The following is a 17,882-nucleotide window of genomic DNA, read 5'->3' as shown; positions in this document are numbered from 1 at the left end:
AAAATGAATACAGTAGAACAAGCAATTGAAAAGTTAGATTATAAAGGTTATTTGGATATTGAAATTCCGAAAGGAATCGATTTAATTGCCGAAATTAATAAACTAAAGAAAGAAAAAAATGCGGTTATTTTAGCGCATTATTATCAAACTGGCGAAATTCAGGATTTAGCAGATTATTTGGGCGATTCTTTACAATTAGCACGTGCAGCAGCTAAAACTGATGCCGAAATGATTGTTTTTTGCGGTGTTCATTTTATGGCAGAAGCAGCTAAAATTGTAAACCCAACAAAAAAAGTGGTTTTGCCTGATACAAAAGCAGGTTGTTCTTTGGCAGATTCTTGTTCTGCAGAAGGTTTGCGAGGTTTGCGAGAGCAACATCCAAATGCAATTGTTGTTAGTTATATTAATTGTGATGCAGGTGTAAAAGCGGAATCGGATATTATTGTAACGTCGTCTAATGCTGAGGTTATCATTAATTCGTTGCCAAAAGATCAAGAAATTATTTTTGCGCCAGATCGTAATTTAGGTCGTTATTTAAATCAAGTTTGTAATCGTCAAATGATTTTGTGGGATGGCGCTTGTATGGTGCACGAAGCTTTTTCGTTAGAGCGAATTGCACAACAAATGGTAGAAAATCCGAAAGCTAAATTAATTGCTCACCCAGAAGCACAAGAAGATTTACTAAAATTTGCACATTTTATTGGTTCGACATCTCGCTTGTTAGATTATGTTGTAGAAGATGATGCAACAGAATTTATTGTAGCAACAGAAGAAGGTATTTTGCATGAAATGGCAAAGTTGGCACCAAATAAAAAATTAATTCCAGCTTTGGTTCAAGATGAATCATGCAATTGTTCAGAGTGTTTTTACATGAAATTATCAACATTAGAAAAGTTGTATTTATGTATGAAATATGAATTGCCAGAAATACAAATTGAAGAAGAATTACGCGTTAAAGCATTAGCTGCAATTAACCGAATGTTAGAATTATCTGAAAAAATAAAATAATGGCGATTCAAGATGTATTAGTTGTAGGTTCTGGAATTGCAGGACTTTCGTATGCACTAAAAATTGCGATTCGTTATCCCGATGCTAAAATTACCATTGTAACCAAAGCAAACGAAGACGAAACCAATACCAAATATGCGCAAGGTGGCGTTGCTGTTGTAAGCGATTTTGAGAATGATAGTTTCGAAAAACATATCGAAGATACTTTGCGTGCAGGTGATGGTTTGTGCAAAGTTGAAGCGGTAGAAATTGTAGTAAAAGAAGCGCCAGAACGCATCAATGAAATTATTGATTGGGGAGTTCGTTTCGATAAAAATCATGAAGGCATTTATGATTTAGGACGAGAAGGTGGTCATACCGAAAATCGAATTGTTCATCACAAAGATATTACGGGTTGGGAAATTGAGCGCGCAATGTTAGAAGCGATAAAAACTTACCCAAATATACAGATGTTAACGCATCATTTTGTGGTCGATTTAATTACAGAACATCATCTTGGTCAAGATAAAAAAGAAAAAACAACATGTTATGGCGCATATATTTTAGATTTAAAATCGGAGAAAGTAGAGCGTCATTTAGCAAAAACAACCTTGTTAGCAACGGGTGGTGTAGGGCATGTTTATAAAAATACAACAAATCCTATTATAGCAACAGGAGATGGAATTGGATTGGCTCGTCGTGCACAAGCAACAGTTTCTGGAATGCAATTTATTCAGTTTCATCCAACAGCTTTTTATAGCGAATTTGACGGTCAATTGTTTCTTATTTCTGAGGCTGTTCGCGGTTTTGGAGCTAAATTAAGAACAACCGATGGCGAATTATTTATGCATAAATATGATGAACGAGAAGAGTTAGCTTCGCGTGATATTGTAGCGCGTGCAATAGATAATGAAATGAAATTGCGTGGAGATGATTATGTTTACATTGATTGTCGCCATTTAGAACGCGAAAAATTCTTAGATCATTTTCCAAATATTTACGAAAAATGTAAGTACGAAGGATACGATATGTTTACAGAATTGGTTCCAGTTGTACCTGCTTCGCACTATTTGTGCGGCGGAATTGATGTAGATTTAGATGGTAAAACATCTATTGATAATCTGTTTGCGGTTGGCGAATGTTCTAATACTGGTTTGCATGGTGCAAATCGTTTGGCGTCAAATTCATTGTTAGAAGCAATGGTTTTTGGACATCGTGCGGCGCTAAAAACAGTCGAAAAATTAGAGAAAGATCAATTCTTGATTTACGATTTTCAGTTTCCTGAATGGAATGAAGAAGGTATGAAAGTACAAGAAGAATTGGTGTTGATTTCTTATTTGCGTAAACAGCTACAAGCCATGATGAGCGAGTTAGTCGGTATTGTTCGTAGTAATTCTCGTTTAGAAATTGCTCAACAACGTATCAATGAAATCGAGAAAATGGTGAAAGAAATTTATAATTTCTCTATTATTTCTCCAAAATTATTAGAACTAAGAAATTTGGTTGATGTTGCGCAATTAATCATTCAGCAAAGCATCAGTCAAAAAGAAAATAGAGGAACTTTTTATAATAAAGATTTAAAAGATTTATAATTAATGAAGAATTTTTTTCTGTTCATTGCCTATTTTATGACAAGTTTTTTGTTTGCTCAAAAAATTGCGACAATCAAAAAAATGCCTGTTTATTTTGGATGTGAATCTTTTAGTGAGAGAAAAGATTTAATCTCATGTTTGAACAAAAATTTGAACAATGATGTACAAAAGGAAATTGAGTTTTTCTCGAACATTGCAGATTATTTACATATAGAAACGGCTCAATCTAAATTAAGTTTTGTAATAAATAAAGAAGGCGATTTTAGTGATATTTCTGCGGATGGCGCAAATCCAATTTTTAATAGTGTAGCCATGTCAAGTTTAATTTTATTGCAAAATAAAATGAATCGCGCTGAAGTACATATCCAGCCCGGGAAAGATGAAAAAAATGATCCTACAAATGTTCATTTAAATCTTCCGGTTCGTTACGAAGCAGTTTCAAAAGACAATGATTTTGATAAATTCCCTGCTTTTGAGCGAGTTTTATTTACCTTAAAAACCGATGATGAAACAATAGAAGTTAGAATTGATAAAGATTTTACAATTCGAACAATAGGTAATAATGGTAACCGCGAATATTTTTTGGGAAGCTATTCTAATTTATTCGAAATGGCTTCTGTCGATCCTTATGCAACCGCTTTTGAAAATGCATTTAAAACTGGTTTGATAAATGTGACGAAAGGAAAAGTAGACGATAAAGAATATCAAATTCAAATCAAAAATTTCTTTGAAAATGATGCCAATGCCAATGTTTCAATACTTGTTTTTAGAGAAGAAAACGGAACGTGGGCAGAATATTACGAATACAAAACGAAGAAAGAATTTAATCAGTCAAAATTTGCACAATTAACGTATAGATAAAATGAATTTTCCAAAATATATAACCGAAGAAAAACTACAACAATTTATTCGTCAAGCTTTTTTAGAAGATGTTGGCGATGGCGATCATTCAACTTTAGCATGTGTTCCTTATGACTCGATTCAGGAAGCTGAATTGAAAATAAAAGATAACGGAATTATTGCTGGAATAGAATTAGCAAAAATAATTTTTGACACGTTTGATCCGGATTTAAAAATAGAACAATTTTTAAATGATGGCGATAAAGTACAGTTTGGCGATGTAGCTTTTAAAATAAAAGGTTCGTCGCAATCTATTTTAACTTGCGAACGTTTGGTGTTAAATTGTATGCAGCGCATGTCTGGAATTGCAACTTACGCTAATCAAATGATGGATTTGGTGAAAGGAACAAATGCCAAAATTTTGGATACACGTAAAACAACGCCTAATTTCCGAATGTTAGAAAAATGGGCTGTTTTGATTGGTGGCGCAGAAAATCATCGTTTTGGTTTATACGATATGGTAATGTTAAAAGATAATCATGTCGATTTTTGTGGAACAATTACTAAAGCTGTTTCTCAAACCAAAGAATATTTAAAAACAAATCATTTAGATTTAAAAATAGAAGTTGAAACAAGAAATCTAACCGAAGTAAAAGAAGCTTTAGAGGCAAATATTGATGTAATTATGTTAGATAATTTCTCGATAGAGCAACTGAAAGAAGCTGTAGCTTTTATTAATCATCGAGTAAAAACAGAAGCTTCGGGTGGAATTACAAAAGAGTTAGTGCGAGAAATTGCCGAAACTGGGGTTGATTTTATTTCGTCGGGTGCAATTATTCATTCTGCTCCAAATTTCGATTTGAGTTTGAAAGCGATTAAGTAAGAATTGAGCATTTTGTTTTTTTGAATCTGTTAAAGGAAGCAAAATGTTAACATTATTACGAATAAGGTGAATTAATCAATTAACACAATATTTATAAGTGATGAACGTTTTTGAAATGATTTCTAAATATTTAAAACATACAATAATCGCAAAAACGTTAGTTGTTTAATTAATAGTTGTTTACGGTTTTTGTAAAATACCGATTTTAACTAAATATTATTAATACTGGTTCTAAATAAAGTTTTTTAATGCTTTTAAGGAAAAAATATTTTAGAATAATTTACTTAAAACGGAATAAAACGTGGAATTTTTTACATGTAATGTGTTAATTAATTGATGTTTTTTCTTGAATATTTTATTGTATTGATATTTTAAAGTGTTTTTATTTATTTAATAGTCGAATTAATACTCTATTTTTTATTAATTACATATTTCTGTTAAAAATCATTTCTTAAATGTTAATTTATTAACGATAACTTAACAATAATCTCATCTAATCTGTTGAAATTTGCCTTGTAAACTTTTAAAACTATTTCAAAAGATGAGGTTAAACTCAACTAAGCTTTTACTTGTAGGAGCTTTCGCCTTAATGGCATCATTTACTTTCGCTCAAGTTGTTGAACCAACAGATTCTACTAAGGTTGAACATGACGAAAACGTATCTTTAGGAGAAACATTAATTATCGGTAAAGGAGTTATTGATGTTGCTGAGGGTAGAAAAACTCCAGTTGCTAATACTGTAATCACTAGAGAAGAGATTCAAGATAAGGCAGTTGGTAACGTAGAGTTTCCAGAAATTATGAAAAACTCTCCATCAGTTTATGTTGCTGACCAAGCTTCAGGATTTGGGGATGCAAAAATGTTTTTACGTGGTTTCGATCAGTCAAATACGGCTTACTTATTAAATGGGCAACCAATTAATGGAATGGAAGACGGAAATGTATATTGGTCTAACTGGCAGTCTATGACAGATGTGGCTAATGTTATTGATGTACAACGTGGTTTAGGTTCTTCTAAATTAGCAATTTCTTCTGTTGGAGGTACAGTAAACATCGTTACTAAAGCTACAGATCTTAAGCAAGGAGGATTTGTACGTTACGTGGCTGGAAATGATTCTTATCAAAAAGCTACAGTAGGTTATAATACTGGGATGAAAGGTAAATGGGGAGCATCTATTTTATTAGATTATTGGACAGCTCACCGTAAATATGCTCGTGGTACAGGTGGAGAAGGTCAATCTTATTTTGTGTCTGTAGGATACAAGCCAAATGATCGTCATCAATTTAACTTTATGCTTTTTGGAGCACCACAAGAGCATGATCAAAATTACTCTAAACCATTAGTTACAACAAAAAATAGTAATGGAACTATTAATACACCGGGTTATGATATAACAGGTCGTAAAGGTAACTCTAATTATGGTTTCTATAAAGGAGAAGCATTATCTTTAAGAACTAATTATTATCATAAACCAGTTACTAACTTAAACTGGGATTATACGATTAATGAAAATGCATCTTTATCTACAGTTTTGTATGCGTCTATGGGACGTGGAGGAGGAACTGGTAACTTAGGTAGAGGTTTATTTAGTTTATCTCAAAGTGGTTACAATGTTTTTACTGACGAAGGTGCTATTAACTGGGATGAAGTAGAAAGATATAACAAAACGATTGTAGGTGGTATTGGTACTGGTACATCATCAACTTCTTCTAAAGGAATGGTGTTAAGAGCATCAGTTAATAATCATTTATGGTATGGTGGTGTAACTAATTTTAACTACGATACAAAAACAGGATGGGCATTTAATGTAGGTGCTGACGTTCGTTTTTATGAAGGAGATCACTTTCAACAAGTTGTTAATTACTTAGGGTTAGATGGTCGTCAAGAAAATAATAAAAACAGAGAGAATAACTTAATTACAAATACATATAAAGCTAACGCTTGGAGTTCTTTATTTGACTCAGCCGATAAAAAGGATAGAGTAAACTATGATAATTCAGAAAAAATTAATTATCAAGGTGGATTTGGTCAAGTAGAATATTCTAATGATATAGTTTCTGGATTTGTACAAGGATCTGTTTCTAATCAATCTTACCAAAAATTTGATCGTTGGAATTATAATGACAAAAGTGTAGGTGTAGTAGATGGAGAAATCTCTTATAAAGATGGTGAAGCAAAATCTAAAGTACGCAATAAAACAGGATGGAACATTAAAGCAGGTTTAGCAGTAAATATTACTCCAGAAAACAAATTATTTGTTAATGCAGGTAAATATTCTCGTCAAGCTTTCTTAGATAACGTTTTCATGCAAAATACTGTTGAGTTTATTGACCCAGCTGTTGATAATGAAGAAATCTTAGGATTAGAGGCCGGTTATAAATATGTAACTCGTAATTTAAAAGTAAACATTAATGCTTACTATACTAAATGGGAAAACAGAACAGACTCTTATACATCAGGTAACTACTATGACATCAATAATGTAAAAGTTACTCAAGATGTACGTTACTTATTAACAGGAATTACGCAATTACATAAAGGTGTTGAAATTGATTTCAATACAAAAATACAAAAAGGTTGGACTTTAAGAGGTTATACATCTTATGGAGATTGGAAATATGAAGGTAATGCAGATTATAGAATCCAAGATCAAAACAGTAACTCAATCTTAGTAGGTAATAGAGATATTGAATTAGATAAAGTTAAAGTAGGTAATGCAGCTCAATTTACGTTTGGTTTAGGAACAAAAGTTGATGTTACTAAAAACTTCTCATTTGATACAGATTTTAATTACTTTGCTAGATTATACGGAAATGTAGATGTAGAAAGCATTTTAAAAGATCAAGTAGTTGGGAAAAAATTTACAGGAGAAAAGTTAAGTCCTTACGCAATTGTAGATTTAGGAGCTACTTACCAAGTTAAATTTGGAACTCAAAAATTAAGATTTAGAGGAAATATCAAAAACTTATTTAATGATCAATATTTATCAAGAAAAGATGCATATGGTTATTTCTGGGGATTAGGTAGAACATGGAATTTAGGTGTTCAATACAGTTTCTAATTAAATAATAATAAATATAAAAAGACGAACTAAAATAGTTCGTCTTTTTTTTTGTTAATACATTGTGATGTAATTATTAATAAAAGAGATCAATATTATTCTGTAAATAATTAAAACTGATTCTAAATAATATATTTAATGTATATATATACGATTAAATATACATGATTCTAGATTTTAGGTTTATTGTCATTTTGTATTATTGATTTTTTGTGTTAAAAATAATTGGCTTAATTTGAGAAAAATTTATAATTTTATTTAATTAATTATTCTTTCAGTAAAATTAATCTTAATTGATTGCAGTAACTCAATAGTTGATATTTATACGTTTTTTTAAAGTAAACTGTGCATTGTTTAACAAATATACTCCTCAACTTTGCAGCGGTAAACTATAAAACTATTTCATAAGATGAGGTTAAACTCAAAAAAACTTTTATTCGTAGGAGTTTTCGCCTTAACGGCATCATTCACTTTCGCTCAAGTTGTTGAACCAACAGATTCTACAAAGGTTGAACAAGACGAAAACGTATCTTTAGGAGAGACATTAATTATTGGTAAAGGAGTTATTGACGTAGCGGAAGCTCGTAAAACACCAGTTGCATCAACAGTAATTACAAGAGAAGAAATTTTAGATAAAGGTGTAGGAAACGTAGAATTTCCTGAATTGTTAAAAAATTCACCATCTGTTTATGTAGCAGATCAAGCAGCAGGTTTTGGAGATTCTAAAATGTATATGCGTGGTTTTGATCAATCAAACACAGCTTTCTTATTAAACGGACAACCAATTAATGGTATGGACAATGGTAGTTTATACTGGTCTAACTGGCAATCTGTTTCTGATATCGCAAATTTAATTGATGTACAACGTGGTTTAGGTTCTTCTAAATTAGCAATTGCATCAGTTGGTGGTACAGTAAATATTGTAACAAAAGCAACAGAGAAAAAAGAAGGAGGTTTTGTACGTTATTTAACAGGAAACGACTCTTACCAAAAACAAACTGTAGGTTATAATACAGGAATGAAAGGTAAATGGGGAGCTTCTTTTATGTTTGATAACTGGTCTGCACACAGAAGTTTTGCACGTGGTACAGAAGGTAAAGGGCAATCTTACTTTGTATCTGTAGGATATAAACCAAGCGAACGTCATACATTCAACTTTATGATTTTCGGTGCGCCACAAGAACACGATCAGAATTTCTCTAAACCAATGGAAAGAGAATACCTTACAGACAGTAAAGGTAATATTACAGATATTATTAAAACTCCAGGTTATGACATGACAGGTCGTAAAGGTAATTCAAACTACGGTTTTTATAATGGAGAAGCGCTTTCTGGAAGAACAAATTATTACCATAAACCAGTTGCTAACTTAAACTGGGATTTTACAATTAACGAAAAATTATCTTTGTCTACAGTTGTTTATGCGTCAACAGGAACAGGTGGTGGAATAGGAACTTTAGGTAATGGACCAGGTTATACTTTAGATGGATATAAGTCTAATGGAGAAATTAACTGGGATCTTTTAGCTGCAGGAAACAAAGTTTTACCTAACGGAGTTTCTACAGGAAACAATGGTACAGTATTAGCTTCTTCAGTTAACAATCACTTTTGGTATGGTGGTGTAACTAATCTTACATTTGATACTAAAAAAGGATTAAAATTTGATGTTGGTGCTGATATTCGTTTTTATCAAGGAGAACACTATCAACAATTAAATAATCTTTTAGGAGCTTCTGGTAGAACAGCAACTAACGCACAACGTGCAAAAGATTATATGGTATCAAAAACATATAGTTCAAGTCCTTGGAACTCTTTATTTAATAAAGCAGACAGAAGCGAAAGAATTGGTTTTGATAACTCAGAAACAATCAACTACCAAGGTATTTTTGGACAAGCAGAATATTCAAATAAAGTATTTTCTGTATTCTTTCAAGGAGCATTATCTTGGCAAGAATATGAAAAATTTGACAACTGGAATTATACTGCAGAAAGCGCAGCAAAAGCAGGTGTAAAATTCAAAAACGGACAAGCATCTTCAGGTGAGCGTACAGAATTAGGATACAACTTAAAAGCTGGGTTCTCATTTAACTTAAACGAAGAAAACAAATTATTTGTAAATGCAGGTCGTTTTTCTCGTCAACCATATCTAAACAATATGTTTGTTCGTAACACCGTAAAATTTGTAACACCAGATGTTAAAAACGAAGAAATTCAAAGTATTGAAGCTGGTTATCGTTATAAAACACGTACATTAAAAGTTAATATCAACGGATATTACACGCAATGGGATAACAGGGCTGACACTTATAATGGACAAAATTATAAGGATATAAACGGAGATTCTCATAGAAATGTTCGTTATTTATTAAATGACTTATCGCAAGAACACAAAGGTATCGAAGTAGATTTCGAAGCTAAAGTTACACGCGATTGGACTGTTAGAGGGTATACTTCTGTTGGAGATTGGAGATACAAAGGAGATTTTACTTACCAAGTTCAAGATACAGACACACAAGAAATTGTTGCTGGAACAGAAAATGGTAAAGGAAATTTAGATGGAGTTAAAGTAGGTAATGCTGCGCAATTTACATTTGGTTTAGGTACTAAAGTAAAAGCAACAAAATCGTTATCTTTTGATGCAGACTTCAACTATTTTGCACGTCTTTACGAAAATGTAAACGTTGCAGATATTGCAAAAGCTAACATTGCAGGTACTACATACCAAAATGAAACAATTAGACCTTATGCTATTGTAGATTTAGGAATGTCTTATAACTTCAAGTTAACAAGCAGTCAATCAATCAGATTTAGAGGAAACATCAAAAACTTGTTCAACGATCAATACATCTCAAGAAAAGACAACTACGGTTATTTCTGGGGTAACGGAAGAACTTGGAATGCAGGTGTAACTTACAACTTCTAAGAAATTAAACTTCTTAATTATATAAAAAGACGAACTCATGTAGTTCGTCTTTTTTTTGTTTTTACCTTTGATAAAATTTTAATTAAAAATGATTCAACCCGATTTTTTAAAAGAAGGTGATAAAATAGCCATTGTAGCACCAGCAAAACGAATGTTACAAGGCGAATTAGACGAAGCAATTGCATTAATAAAATCATGGAAATTAATTCCAGTTTTAGGAAAAAACATATATGCCGAATTTGATTTTGGATACCGATATGCAGGCACGGATGAATTAAGAACTGACGATTTTCAATGGGCTTTAGACGATTCATCAATCAAGGCAATTTGGTGTGCACGTGGAGGATATGGTTCAGTCAAAATAATTGATGAGTTAGATTTAACTGCATTCAAAAAATCTCCAAAATGGATTATTGGTTATTCTGATATTACCGTTTTTCACAATCATGTTAACCGATTAGGATTTCAAACTTTGCATGGTGTTACAGCCAAAAAATTAGCAGAAACCGAGTATCATCCAACATCATATCAAAGTGTTTATGATACGTTGTTTGGTAAAGAAATAACATACGAAATACCATCACATCTGTACAATAAAACTGGAGAGACAGAAGGTCAATTAATCGGAGGAAATCTATCAATTATTTATTCGCTTTTAGGAAGCGAATCAGCTATAAATAATCCTTCGGATAAAATTTTGTTTTTAGAAGATTGGTTCGAGAATTGGTATGCAGTTGATAGAATGTTGATGAATCTTAAACGTAATGGCATCTTAAATCAAGTAAAAGCAATTATACTCGGAAGTTTTACACACATGGATACGGAAGAAGAAAATGCGAAGAATTATAACGATTCTTACGATCCAAAAACCTACGAAGTTATCAATAGTTTTACACAAAATTTAAATATACCAATAGTTTTTGGCTTTCCTGCAGGGCACACAGGGCATAATGTTGCATTAAAAATGGGGGCGAATGTTCGGTTGAATGTAACGTCAAAAAACGTAAATTTGAACTTTATAGATATTCAAAAATGAAAACAGATAATTTAACCGTAATTAATCATCCATTAGTTAAAGCTAAAATTACGCAAATGCGTGATAAAAAGACGACAACAAAAGAATTTGGAGAATTAGTTGACGAAATTTCGGGATTAATGTGTTACGAAATTACACGTAATCTTGAATTAGATGAAATAGAAGTTGAAACACCAATTACCAAAACTATCGGGTATAAAATTAAGGGAAGCGATATGGCTATTGTTCCTATTTTGCGCGCTGGTTTAGGAATGGTAAAGGGAATTCATCAATTAATACCAACGGCAAAAGTTGGGCATATTGGGTTGTATCGTGATCACGAAACATTGCAACCCGTAGAATATTTGTGCAAATTACCAACAGATTTAGAGTCGCGCGATGTTATTTTGGTCGATCCAATGTTGGCAACGGGAGGTTCTGCAATCAAAGCCATCGAAATTTTAAAAGATAAAGGAGCAAAATCTGTACGTTTAGCTTGTTTAGTTGGTTGCCCAGAAGGTGTAGAAGCTGTTCAAAATGTTTATCCTGATGTGCCGATTTTCTTAGCAGCGTTAGATGAAAAATTAAACGAAGACGGTTACATCGTTCCTGGTTTAGGAGATGCTGGCGATCGTTTGTACGGAACAAAATAAACTCTTTTTGTGAGCATTAGTTATGATTTTGGCAAAGAAGCAGAGGATTTTGCAGCGAATTATCTTTTGAAAGGAGGATATCAAATATTGGCTCGAAATTACTTTTCCGGAAAAGCCGAAATTGATATTATTGCACAATTTAATCACGAAATTATAATTGTAGAAGTTAAAAGTCGATCAACAAATATTTTTGCAGAACCAGAATTGGCTGTTAATACAAAGAAAAAGAAATTGTTAATTCTTGCAGCAGATGATTTTATTCAGAAAAATAATTTTATTTCTGAAGTAAGATTTGATATTTTAGCACTTTTAAAAACACAACAATCTTGGAGCGTCAATCACATCATAAATGCGTTTAATGCTTCAGAAATTTAATCAAACTTTATGGAAGTAGTAATGAGTCTTTTTGACTTTATCATGCATATTGATCAACATTTGTCAGAATTTGCAAATGAATATGGATTGTGGATTTATGCCATTTTATTTTTAATCATTTTTGTAGAAACAGGTGTCGTTGTTATGCCTTTTTTACCTGGTGATTCGCTTTTATTTGCAGCTGGTATGTTAGCTGCACAACCAACAAATGATTTGAATGTTTGGGTGATGATCGCCATTCTTTTAGTCGCAGCCATATTGGGTGATACGCTAAATTATCAAATAGGAAAACGAGTTGGGTATAAAGCAACTAAGATTAAGATTTTTGGTAAAAACTTTGTAAAAGAAGAACATTTAGATAAAACACATGCATTCTACGAAAAATACGGCTCTAAAACAATTGTAATCGCACGTTTTGTACCAATTGTACGCACGTTAGCGCCATTTGTTGCCGGTATTGGTAGTATGTCTTACAAAACGTTTCTTACGTACAACGTAATTGGCGCAATTTGTTGGGTTGTCGGAATTACATTGGCAGGATATTTATTAGGTGGAATAGAATTGGTGAAAGATAATTTCTCTAAAATTATTTTACTAATAACAGTTCTTTCAATACTTCCAATTATTATTGAGGTGCTCAAAGAAAAATTTGGAAAAAAATCTACAGCAGAATAAAATATTTAACTCGACTTCGGTCGAGTTTTTTTATACCTTTATTTTATGGAATTTTTAGATTATTTACTTCATATTGATAAATATCTCGAAGTAATTTTAAACGACTACCAAAATTGGTTTTACATTATTCTTTTTCTATTAATTTTTATAGAAACAGGTTTGGTTGTGATGCCTTTTTTACCTGGCGATTCGCTTTTATTTGCCGCAGGTATGTTGGCTGCTGCTTTTCCAGATCAACTTAATATTTACCTTGTTTTGGCTATTTTGTGGCTTGCTGCAATTTTGGGTGATACCGTAAATTATACAATAGGCAAAACGTTAGGAACAAAATTAGTAACAGCTAAAATTTTTGGTAAACGAATTATTCAAGATTCAGCGATTCAAAAAACCGAAGATTTCTTTCAGAAATACGGTTCTAAAACAATTGTAATTGCTCGTTTTGTACCAATTGTACGCACATTAGCGCCATTTGTAGCAGGAGTTTCTAAAATGCATTATGGTACATTTATCAAGTACAATTTAATTGGCGGTACAATTTGGGTGATTGGAATAACGCTTGCAGGTTATTTTTTAGGTACAATTCCTATGATAAAAAACAATTTTGAAATTGTTGTTATACTCATCATTCTATTTTCATTACTTCCTATTATAATCGAATTTATAAAGTCAAAATCAACGAAATAATTCGGTCTATTCTTAAAATATTTCATAACTTTTAGGGTAAATTAATCCTAAGCTTATGAGATATTTCTTTTTTATATATTCTTTCTTTTTATCAGGGCAAATTTTTGCGCAACATGGTTATCCAGTTCCGCAGAAAACAGCCAATCATTTGTTTTACATTCAGCACAGCGAAAACAAAAATACATTTGTTTATGACGCTATTTTTGCAAATCAAGGTGTTTTAAATGATTCTGATCCAGTTGATATTTATAGAATTTTATATGCAGAAGAAGGTCAAAAAAAGCCATTAACGCTTACACAGCAAAAATTTGCTTATGGATTAAAAATTTCTAAAATAGATAAAAATATTTTTCAATTGCATTTGGTTTCTTATCCAGCTCAAAAATTAACCTTAAAATTAAATTCAAATAAAAATCCAATTGTTCAAACTAAACTGAATAACAAGACGATAACTCTAAATCGCGTGTTTTTAAAACAGAAAGATGGAACTTCTGGTTTATCAACAAAAATTGAGTACATGATTTTTTATGGAAAAGATAGTAACGGAAAATCTGTACAAGAGAAACTTGTTCTCTAAAAAATTCGTAGTAAATTACTTTCTCGTAACAAAACAGTTGAATAGATGATAGAGATAAAAGAGGCGAAATCTGCTAAAGAAATGAAGCAATTTGTTGATTTGCCTTTCGATGTTTATAAAAATAGTCCGTATTGGGTTCCGCCAATTAAGAAAGATGATTTGGCGAGTTTTGATCCTAAAAATGATATTTTTAAAACAGTAGATGCAAAATTTTTTCTTGCGTATAAAAATAACGAATTAGTTGGACGTGTTGTCGCCATTATAAATTGGAAAGAAGTTAAAGAACTTAATAAACCAAAAATACGTTTTGGTTGGTTGGTTTTTAAAGATGATATTGACATTTTGAACGCGTTATTAACAACTGTTGAAAACATTGGAAAACAAAATAATTTGGCTTATATAGAAGGGCCGATGGGATTTTCGAATATGGATAAAGCGGGAATGTTAACAGAAGGTTTCGATAAAATAGCAACATTAATTGGACTTTATAATTACGAATATTATCCAAAATATATTCAACAATTAGGTTATGAACCAGAAGCCGAATGGTTAGAATATTCAATAGATATTGCTAATTTAGGAACTGTAAAACAGATGGATAAGTTGTGCGAAATGATCAGAAAAAGGTATGAAATTGATACTTATCATTTCAAAACAACAAATGATTTATTGCCTTATGTCGACGAAATGTTTGATTTATTGAATGTAACTTATGCTGAATTGCAAAGTTTTGTTCCGATAGAAAAATTTCAAGTAGAACATTACAAAAAGAAATATTTAAAATTTTTGCATCCCGATTTTATTTCGTGTGTAAAAGATAAAGAAGGAAAAATGATTGCATTTGCCATAACAATGCCTTCATTTTCGAAAGCTTTTCAGAAAGCAAAAGGAACTATTTTTCCGTTTGGTTGGTGGCATTTGATGAAAGCTCAAAAACAAAACGACCATGTCGAATTTTATTTGATTGGCATTGATCCACATTATCAAAGTAAAGGTGTAAATGCGCTTATTTTTAAAGAATTATATGACCGATTTACAGCGCGTGGAATAAAAACATTGGAAACAAATCCGCTTTTAGAAGAAAATCTTAAAGTGCAACAATTATGGAAAAATTTTGATCCAACAATTCATAAACGTAGGAAAACGTTTAGTAAAAAATTGAATTAAATAAAAAAGGTTAGAAATTAATTTCTAACCTTTTTTATTATTTGTATTGTAAATCTTAATTAAGATTGTGGTGTTTTTAAATCTTCATCAGAAGCATCATCATCTTTCCAATCTTTAATAAATTGTTCGATTTGATCTTTTGTTTGACCTGTTTTTTCTTGAATTTTCCCTACGATTTCGTCAAATTTACCGTTAGCAAAAGTATCGTCATTATCAAACCAGTCTCCAAATTTTTGTTTAACTGATCCTTTGATTTGATTCCATTTTCCTTCTAATTCTAATTTGTCCATGATTGATTGTTTTAATTGTTGATAATAGATTGAAGTATAATATTACGAAAATTATAATCGACTAAGAACGAATTAGTAATAAAATAATGTTAAATATAAGGTGAAGAAAAAAAGGTAGTAGGAATGTAGAGAAATGTTTTTAAAATACGGCGATGTAAATTAAGATGATGATTACAATAACAACAACTATAAATTCGAAAATAGGAATATTTCGTCCGCCTGATTTTAAATTTTTCTTCTTTTTAGAGTACATACCAACCAATTTGACGTTAAATATAAAAAATATTGCGAAAATATTTCGCAATAAACCATAAAAAAAGACTTAAACAATTTTGTTTAAGTCTTTTTTAGTACCCACGATGAGTGCCATACCGAACATTTTGAAAAGCTTGTTTTATGGGTTAGACGAGTGTATAAATCGGCATAAAGTATTTATATTTTTATAAAATTATTCATATATACTTCTATCCTAATTTTACAGAGATTTATTAATTTAAATAGAAAGAAAGATCAATTCCTTCTTTTCTTTTTTTTTAAATTTCAAATATTCTAACTATTTTCCTTTTAGCTATATTTACGGATATTTAATCCGTAAAAGGATTTATTTTAATATAAATAAATTTAATATTAAAGGTAGTCATGGCTCACAATCCAAAACTAAATGTGTATATAATTGAATTAAGAAAAAAAGATAAATCTTCAAGTTGTTCTTTTTTTGATTATTATAAGACAATGTCTAATAAGGAATTTAAGATAACTGATAAAAAGGATGTTTTTGAGTACTTTATGGAATCTTTTTCAAAATTTATTGGAGGAAAAGAGAAGTTTTCTGAAGACAATAATACAAAGAAAGTTTTTGGAATAGATAATGTTGAAAGTAAATTAAACCTTAAAATAGATATTGAAAATTTCATATTATCTGGTCTTTTAGAAGGGGGTAAATATGGAATAAGTAGAGAGTCAGCAGATATTAAAAAGAAAAATAAGAGAAAAAAAATACCTGTAACAGATGCAATCCTTGATAAGTTTTATTTTTTATTACACACTCCATTAAATTCTAAATATGGATATTTAATTATTCAATCTTATACTGAAGAAACAATATTAGGATTATTCTTAAACAAATTAGATGGTTATTTTTATCTGCGTCCAGAACAATATTTTTCTCCAAGAATGGAATTATTTGTACCAGAAAAATTTATTGAAAAATTTAAAAGAGAAGCTTTTATTAGAGATATAAAATTTACTTCTAAGATAATAAGTAAAGATTCTTATGGAGATAATACAGTTGGAATTGATTTAAATGAATTTGATTTAGTAATTTCTCTTAAACCTAAAGGAAAGGTCAAGCCTGAGAATAAAGATAAGATTTTAAAGAGTATTTCTGAGTGGATGTTTAATAAAATTAAGTTGAAAAATTTTCATGAAGGAAGGGTTTTTATACAAGATGATGGAAAGAAAAAAGCAAATTTTGATATTAAACAAGATATTGAAAAAATAAAACCGACTATTTATTTAAAAGATACTGATGTGAATATAAATGAGAATGGCGTTCCTGATTATGATTCTATACATAGTTATTGCTTATCTTTATTGAAAGAAGTAGATGCAGAATTTAAAAAGAGTATAAAACATTAATTTGAATTTACGACGAAATATATTAGAGCTTATTTCATATGGACATAAGTATCAGTATTATAAAATTAATATTATAAAAGAAGAAGATAATAAAAGATTAAAACCTAAACTTTACTTCTCAAAATATCAATTTTTTATTATACTTTCTTGTGTAGGTATAATAGTGTTTAACGATAACGCTTTTAGCAATGATTTATCTGGGTATATTATATCAGCATTATCATTGTTTATAGGTTTATTTTTTACGTTTATTTTTACTCTATTTGATAAATATAAATCAAAATATACAAATGATTTTCTATTAACGTCAACAGATGAGGAAAAAGCTGTAAATGATAAAAATATTAATTTTTATAAAAAAGTTAGTTATCTTACTTTATACGCAATTTTAATAGCTATAATAACAATTATATTATTTTCAATTAATTGGATATGCAAACAAAAATAGGAGTATTAGTTAAGCTACATTTTTATAACTAATTTTTTGTTGATTAAATTCTTCAATCGTTTTATAATTTAAGG

16 protein-coding genes are annotated in these 17,882 nt (G+C 30.6%); 15 read left to right on the top strand and 1 reads right to left on the bottom strand.

Going from position 1 to position 17,882, the window contains the following annotated elements:
* Nucleotides 1-3 precede the first annotated feature (3 nt).
* The 13 genes from nadA to BM072_RS14570 all read left to right on the top strand — a co-directional run bounded on the left by nadA (nucleotide 4) and on the right by BM072_RS14570 (nucleotide 15,432).
* Nucleotides 4-1,008 (top strand): quinolinate synthase NadA, encoded by a 1,005-nt coding sequence (nadA, locus tag BM072_RS14630; RefSeq protein ID WP_092910310.1) that lies wholly within the window; start codon nucleotides 4-6, stop codon nucleotides 1,006-1,008.
* A complete protein-coding gene (nadB, locus tag BM072_RS14625; RefSeq protein ID WP_092910305.1) occupies nucleotides 1,008-2,579 on the top strand; it encodes an L-aspartate oxidase in 1,572 nt (523 codons plus the stop codon). The genes nadA and nadB overlap by 1 nt, the downstream gene beginning before the upstream one ends.
* Nucleotides 2,580-2,582: 3 nt before the next feature.
* The gene (locus tag BM072_RS14620; protein ID WP_125113355.1) at nucleotides 2,583-3,440 is read left to right on the top strand and encodes a hypothetical protein; all 858 of its coding nucleotides are present in this window, start codon (nucleotides 2,583-2,585) and stop codon (nucleotides 3,438-3,440) included.
* Nucleotide 3,441: 1 nt separating this feature from the next.
* The gene (gene nadC, locus BM072_RS14615) at nucleotides 3,442-4,302 is read left to right on the top strand and encodes a carboxylating nicotinate-nucleotide diphosphorylase (protein ID WP_092910294.1); all 861 of its coding nucleotides are present in this window, start codon (nucleotides 3,442-3,444) and stop codon (nucleotides 4,300-4,302) included.
* A 541-nt stretch (nucleotides 4,303-4,843) separates the two neighbouring features.
* Nucleotides 4,844-7,363 carry a TonB-dependent receptor gene (locus BM072_RS14610; protein ID WP_092910290.1) on the top strand — a complete coding sequence of 840 codons (2,520 nt, stop codon included), beginning with the start codon at nucleotides 4,844-4,846 and terminating at the stop codon, nucleotides 7,361-7,363.
* Between the two features lie 409 nt (nucleotides 7,364-7,772).
* Entirely contained in the window at nucleotides 7,773-10,286 is a 2,514-nt protein-coding gene (locus BM072_RS14605) for a TonB-dependent receptor (RefSeq protein WP_092910285.1), read from the top strand.
* Nucleotides 10,287-10,374: 88 nt separating this feature from the next.
* Nucleotides 10,375-11,322 (top strand): S66 peptidase family protein, encoded by a 948-nt coding sequence (locus BM072_RS14600; RefSeq protein WP_092910281.1) that lies wholly within the window; start codon nucleotides 10,375-10,377, stop codon nucleotides 11,320-11,322.
* The gene (gene upp, locus BM072_RS14595; protein WP_092910278.1) at nucleotides 11,319-11,954 is read left to right on the top strand and encodes a uracil phosphoribosyltransferase; all 636 of its coding nucleotides are present in this window, start codon (nucleotides 11,319-11,321) and stop codon (nucleotides 11,952-11,954) included. The genes BM072_RS14600 and upp overlap by 4 nt, the downstream gene beginning before the upstream one ends.
* Before the next feature lie 9 nt (nucleotides 11,955-11,963).
* Nucleotides 11,964-12,329 carry a YraN family protein gene (locus BM072_RS14590; protein WP_092910272.1) on the top strand — a complete coding sequence of 122 codons (366 nt, stop codon included), beginning with the start codon at nucleotides 11,964-11,966 and terminating at the stop codon, nucleotides 12,327-12,329.
* Nucleotides 12,330-12,338: 9 nt separating this feature from the next.
* Complete coding sequence (locus BM072_RS14585) at nucleotides 12,339-13,004, top strand: DedA family protein (RefSeq protein ID WP_245752222.1); 666 nt, start codon at nucleotides 12,339-12,341, stop codon at nucleotides 13,002-13,004.
* Between the two features lie 45 nt (nucleotides 13,005-13,049).
* On the top strand, nucleotides 13,050-13,688 hold the full coding sequence (locus BM072_RS14580; RefSeq protein WP_092910267.1) for a VTT domain-containing protein: 639 nt from the start codon (nucleotides 13,050-13,052) through the stop codon (nucleotides 13,686-13,688).
* A 55-nt stretch (nucleotides 13,689-13,743) separates the two neighbouring features.
* A complete protein-coding gene (locus BM072_RS14575) occupies nucleotides 13,744-14,265 on the top strand; it encodes a DUF4833 domain-containing protein (protein WP_092910264.1) in 522 nt (173 codons plus the stop codon).
* A gap of 45 nt (nucleotides 14,266-14,310) precedes the next feature.
* A complete protein-coding gene (locus tag BM072_RS14570; protein ID WP_092910261.1) occupies nucleotides 14,311-15,432 on the top strand; it encodes a GNAT family N-acetyltransferase in 1,122 nt (373 codons plus the stop codon).
* Nucleotides 15,433-15,491: 59 nt separating this feature from the next.
* Here BM072_RS14570 and BM072_RS14565 read toward each other — a convergent pair whose 3' ends face one another.
* Nucleotides 15,492-15,722: a CsbD family protein gene (locus BM072_RS14565; RefSeq protein WP_092910258.1), complete on the bottom strand. Its 231-nt coding sequence runs from the start codon at nucleotides 15,720-15,722 to the stop codon at nucleotides 15,492-15,494.
* A gap of 639 nt (nucleotides 15,723-16,361) precedes the next feature.
* On the opposite strand from BM072_RS14565, the gene BM072_RS14560 reads away from it, so the two are divergent.
* Both BM072_RS14560 and BM072_RS14555 read left to right on the top strand, forming a co-directional pair.
* Nucleotides 16,362-17,360 (top strand): hypothetical protein, encoded by a 999-nt coding sequence (locus BM072_RS14560; protein ID WP_092910255.1) that lies wholly within the window; start codon nucleotides 16,362-16,364, stop codon nucleotides 17,358-17,360.
* A 1-nt stretch (nucleotide 17,361) separates the two neighbouring features.
* Nucleotides 17,362-17,808 carry a hypothetical protein gene (locus BM072_RS14555; protein ID WP_092910252.1) on the top strand — a complete coding sequence of 149 codons (447 nt, stop codon included), beginning with the start codon at nucleotides 17,362-17,364 and terminating at the stop codon, nucleotides 17,806-17,808.
* Nucleotides 17,809-17,882 lie beyond the last annotated feature (74 nt).

The organism is Algoriella xinjiangensis (assembly GCF_900115015.1).
GTDB lineage: Bacteria > Bacteroidota > Bacteroidia > Flavobacteriales > Weeksellaceae > Empedobacter > Empedobacter xinjiangensis.
Note: the sequence above shows the minus strand (reverse complement) of the source record. Positions and strands in the feature narration are given on the sequence as shown.

Excerpts from the sequence above, each read along its gene's own strand:
- nadA (WP_092910310.1), top strand. The coding sequence starts at position 4 with ATGAATACAGTAGAACAAGCAATTGAAAAGTTAGATTATAAAGGTTAT.
- BM072_RS14620 (WP_125113355.1), top strand. The coding sequence starts at position 2,583 with ATGAAGAATTTTTTTCTGTTCATTGCCTATTTTATGACAAGTTTTTTG.
- BM072_RS14570 (WP_092910261.1), top strand. The coding sequence starts at position 14,311 with ATGATAGAGATAAAAGAGGCGAAATCTGCTAAAGAAATGAAGCAATTT.
- BM072_RS14610 (WP_092910290.1), top strand. The coding sequence starts at position 4,844 with ATGAGGTTAAACTCAACTAAGCTTTTACTTGTAGGAGCTTTCGCCTTA.
- BM072_RS14585 (WP_245752222.1), top strand. The coding sequence starts at position 12,339 with ATGGAAGTAGTAATGAGTCTTTTTGACTTTATCATGCATATTGATCAA.
- nadC (WP_092910294.1), top strand. The coding sequence starts at position 3,442 with ATGAATTTTCCAAAATATATAACCGAAGAAAAACTACAACAATTTATT.
- BM072_RS14565 (WP_092910258.1), bottom strand. The coding sequence starts at position 15,722 with ATGGACAAATTAGAATTAGAAGGAAAATGGAATCAAATCAAAGGATCA.
- BM072_RS14575 (WP_092910264.1), top strand. The coding sequence starts at position 13,744 with ATGAGATATTTCTTTTTTATATATTCTTTCTTTTTATCAGGGCAAATT.
- BM072_RS14580 (WP_092910267.1), top strand. The coding sequence starts at position 13,050 with ATGGAATTTTTAGATTATTTACTTCATATTGATAAATATCTCGAAGTA.
- nadB (WP_092910305.1), top strand. The coding sequence starts at position 1,008 with ATGGCGATTCAAGATGTATTAGTTGTAGGTTCTGGAATTGCAGGACTT.
- BM072_RS14600 (WP_092910281.1), top strand. The coding sequence starts at position 10,375 with ATGATTCAACCCGATTTTTTAAAAGAAGGTGATAAAATAGCCATTGTA.
- BM072_RS14560 (WP_092910255.1), top strand. The coding sequence starts at position 16,362 with ATGGCTCACAATCCAAAACTAAATGTGTATATAATTGAATTAAGAAAA.
- upp (WP_092910278.1), top strand. The coding sequence starts at position 11,319 with ATGAAAACAGATAATTTAACCGTAATTAATCATCCATTAGTTAAAGCT.
- BM072_RS14605 (WP_092910285.1), top strand. The coding sequence starts at position 7,773 with ATGAGGTTAAACTCAAAAAAACTTTTATTCGTAGGAGTTTTCGCCTTA.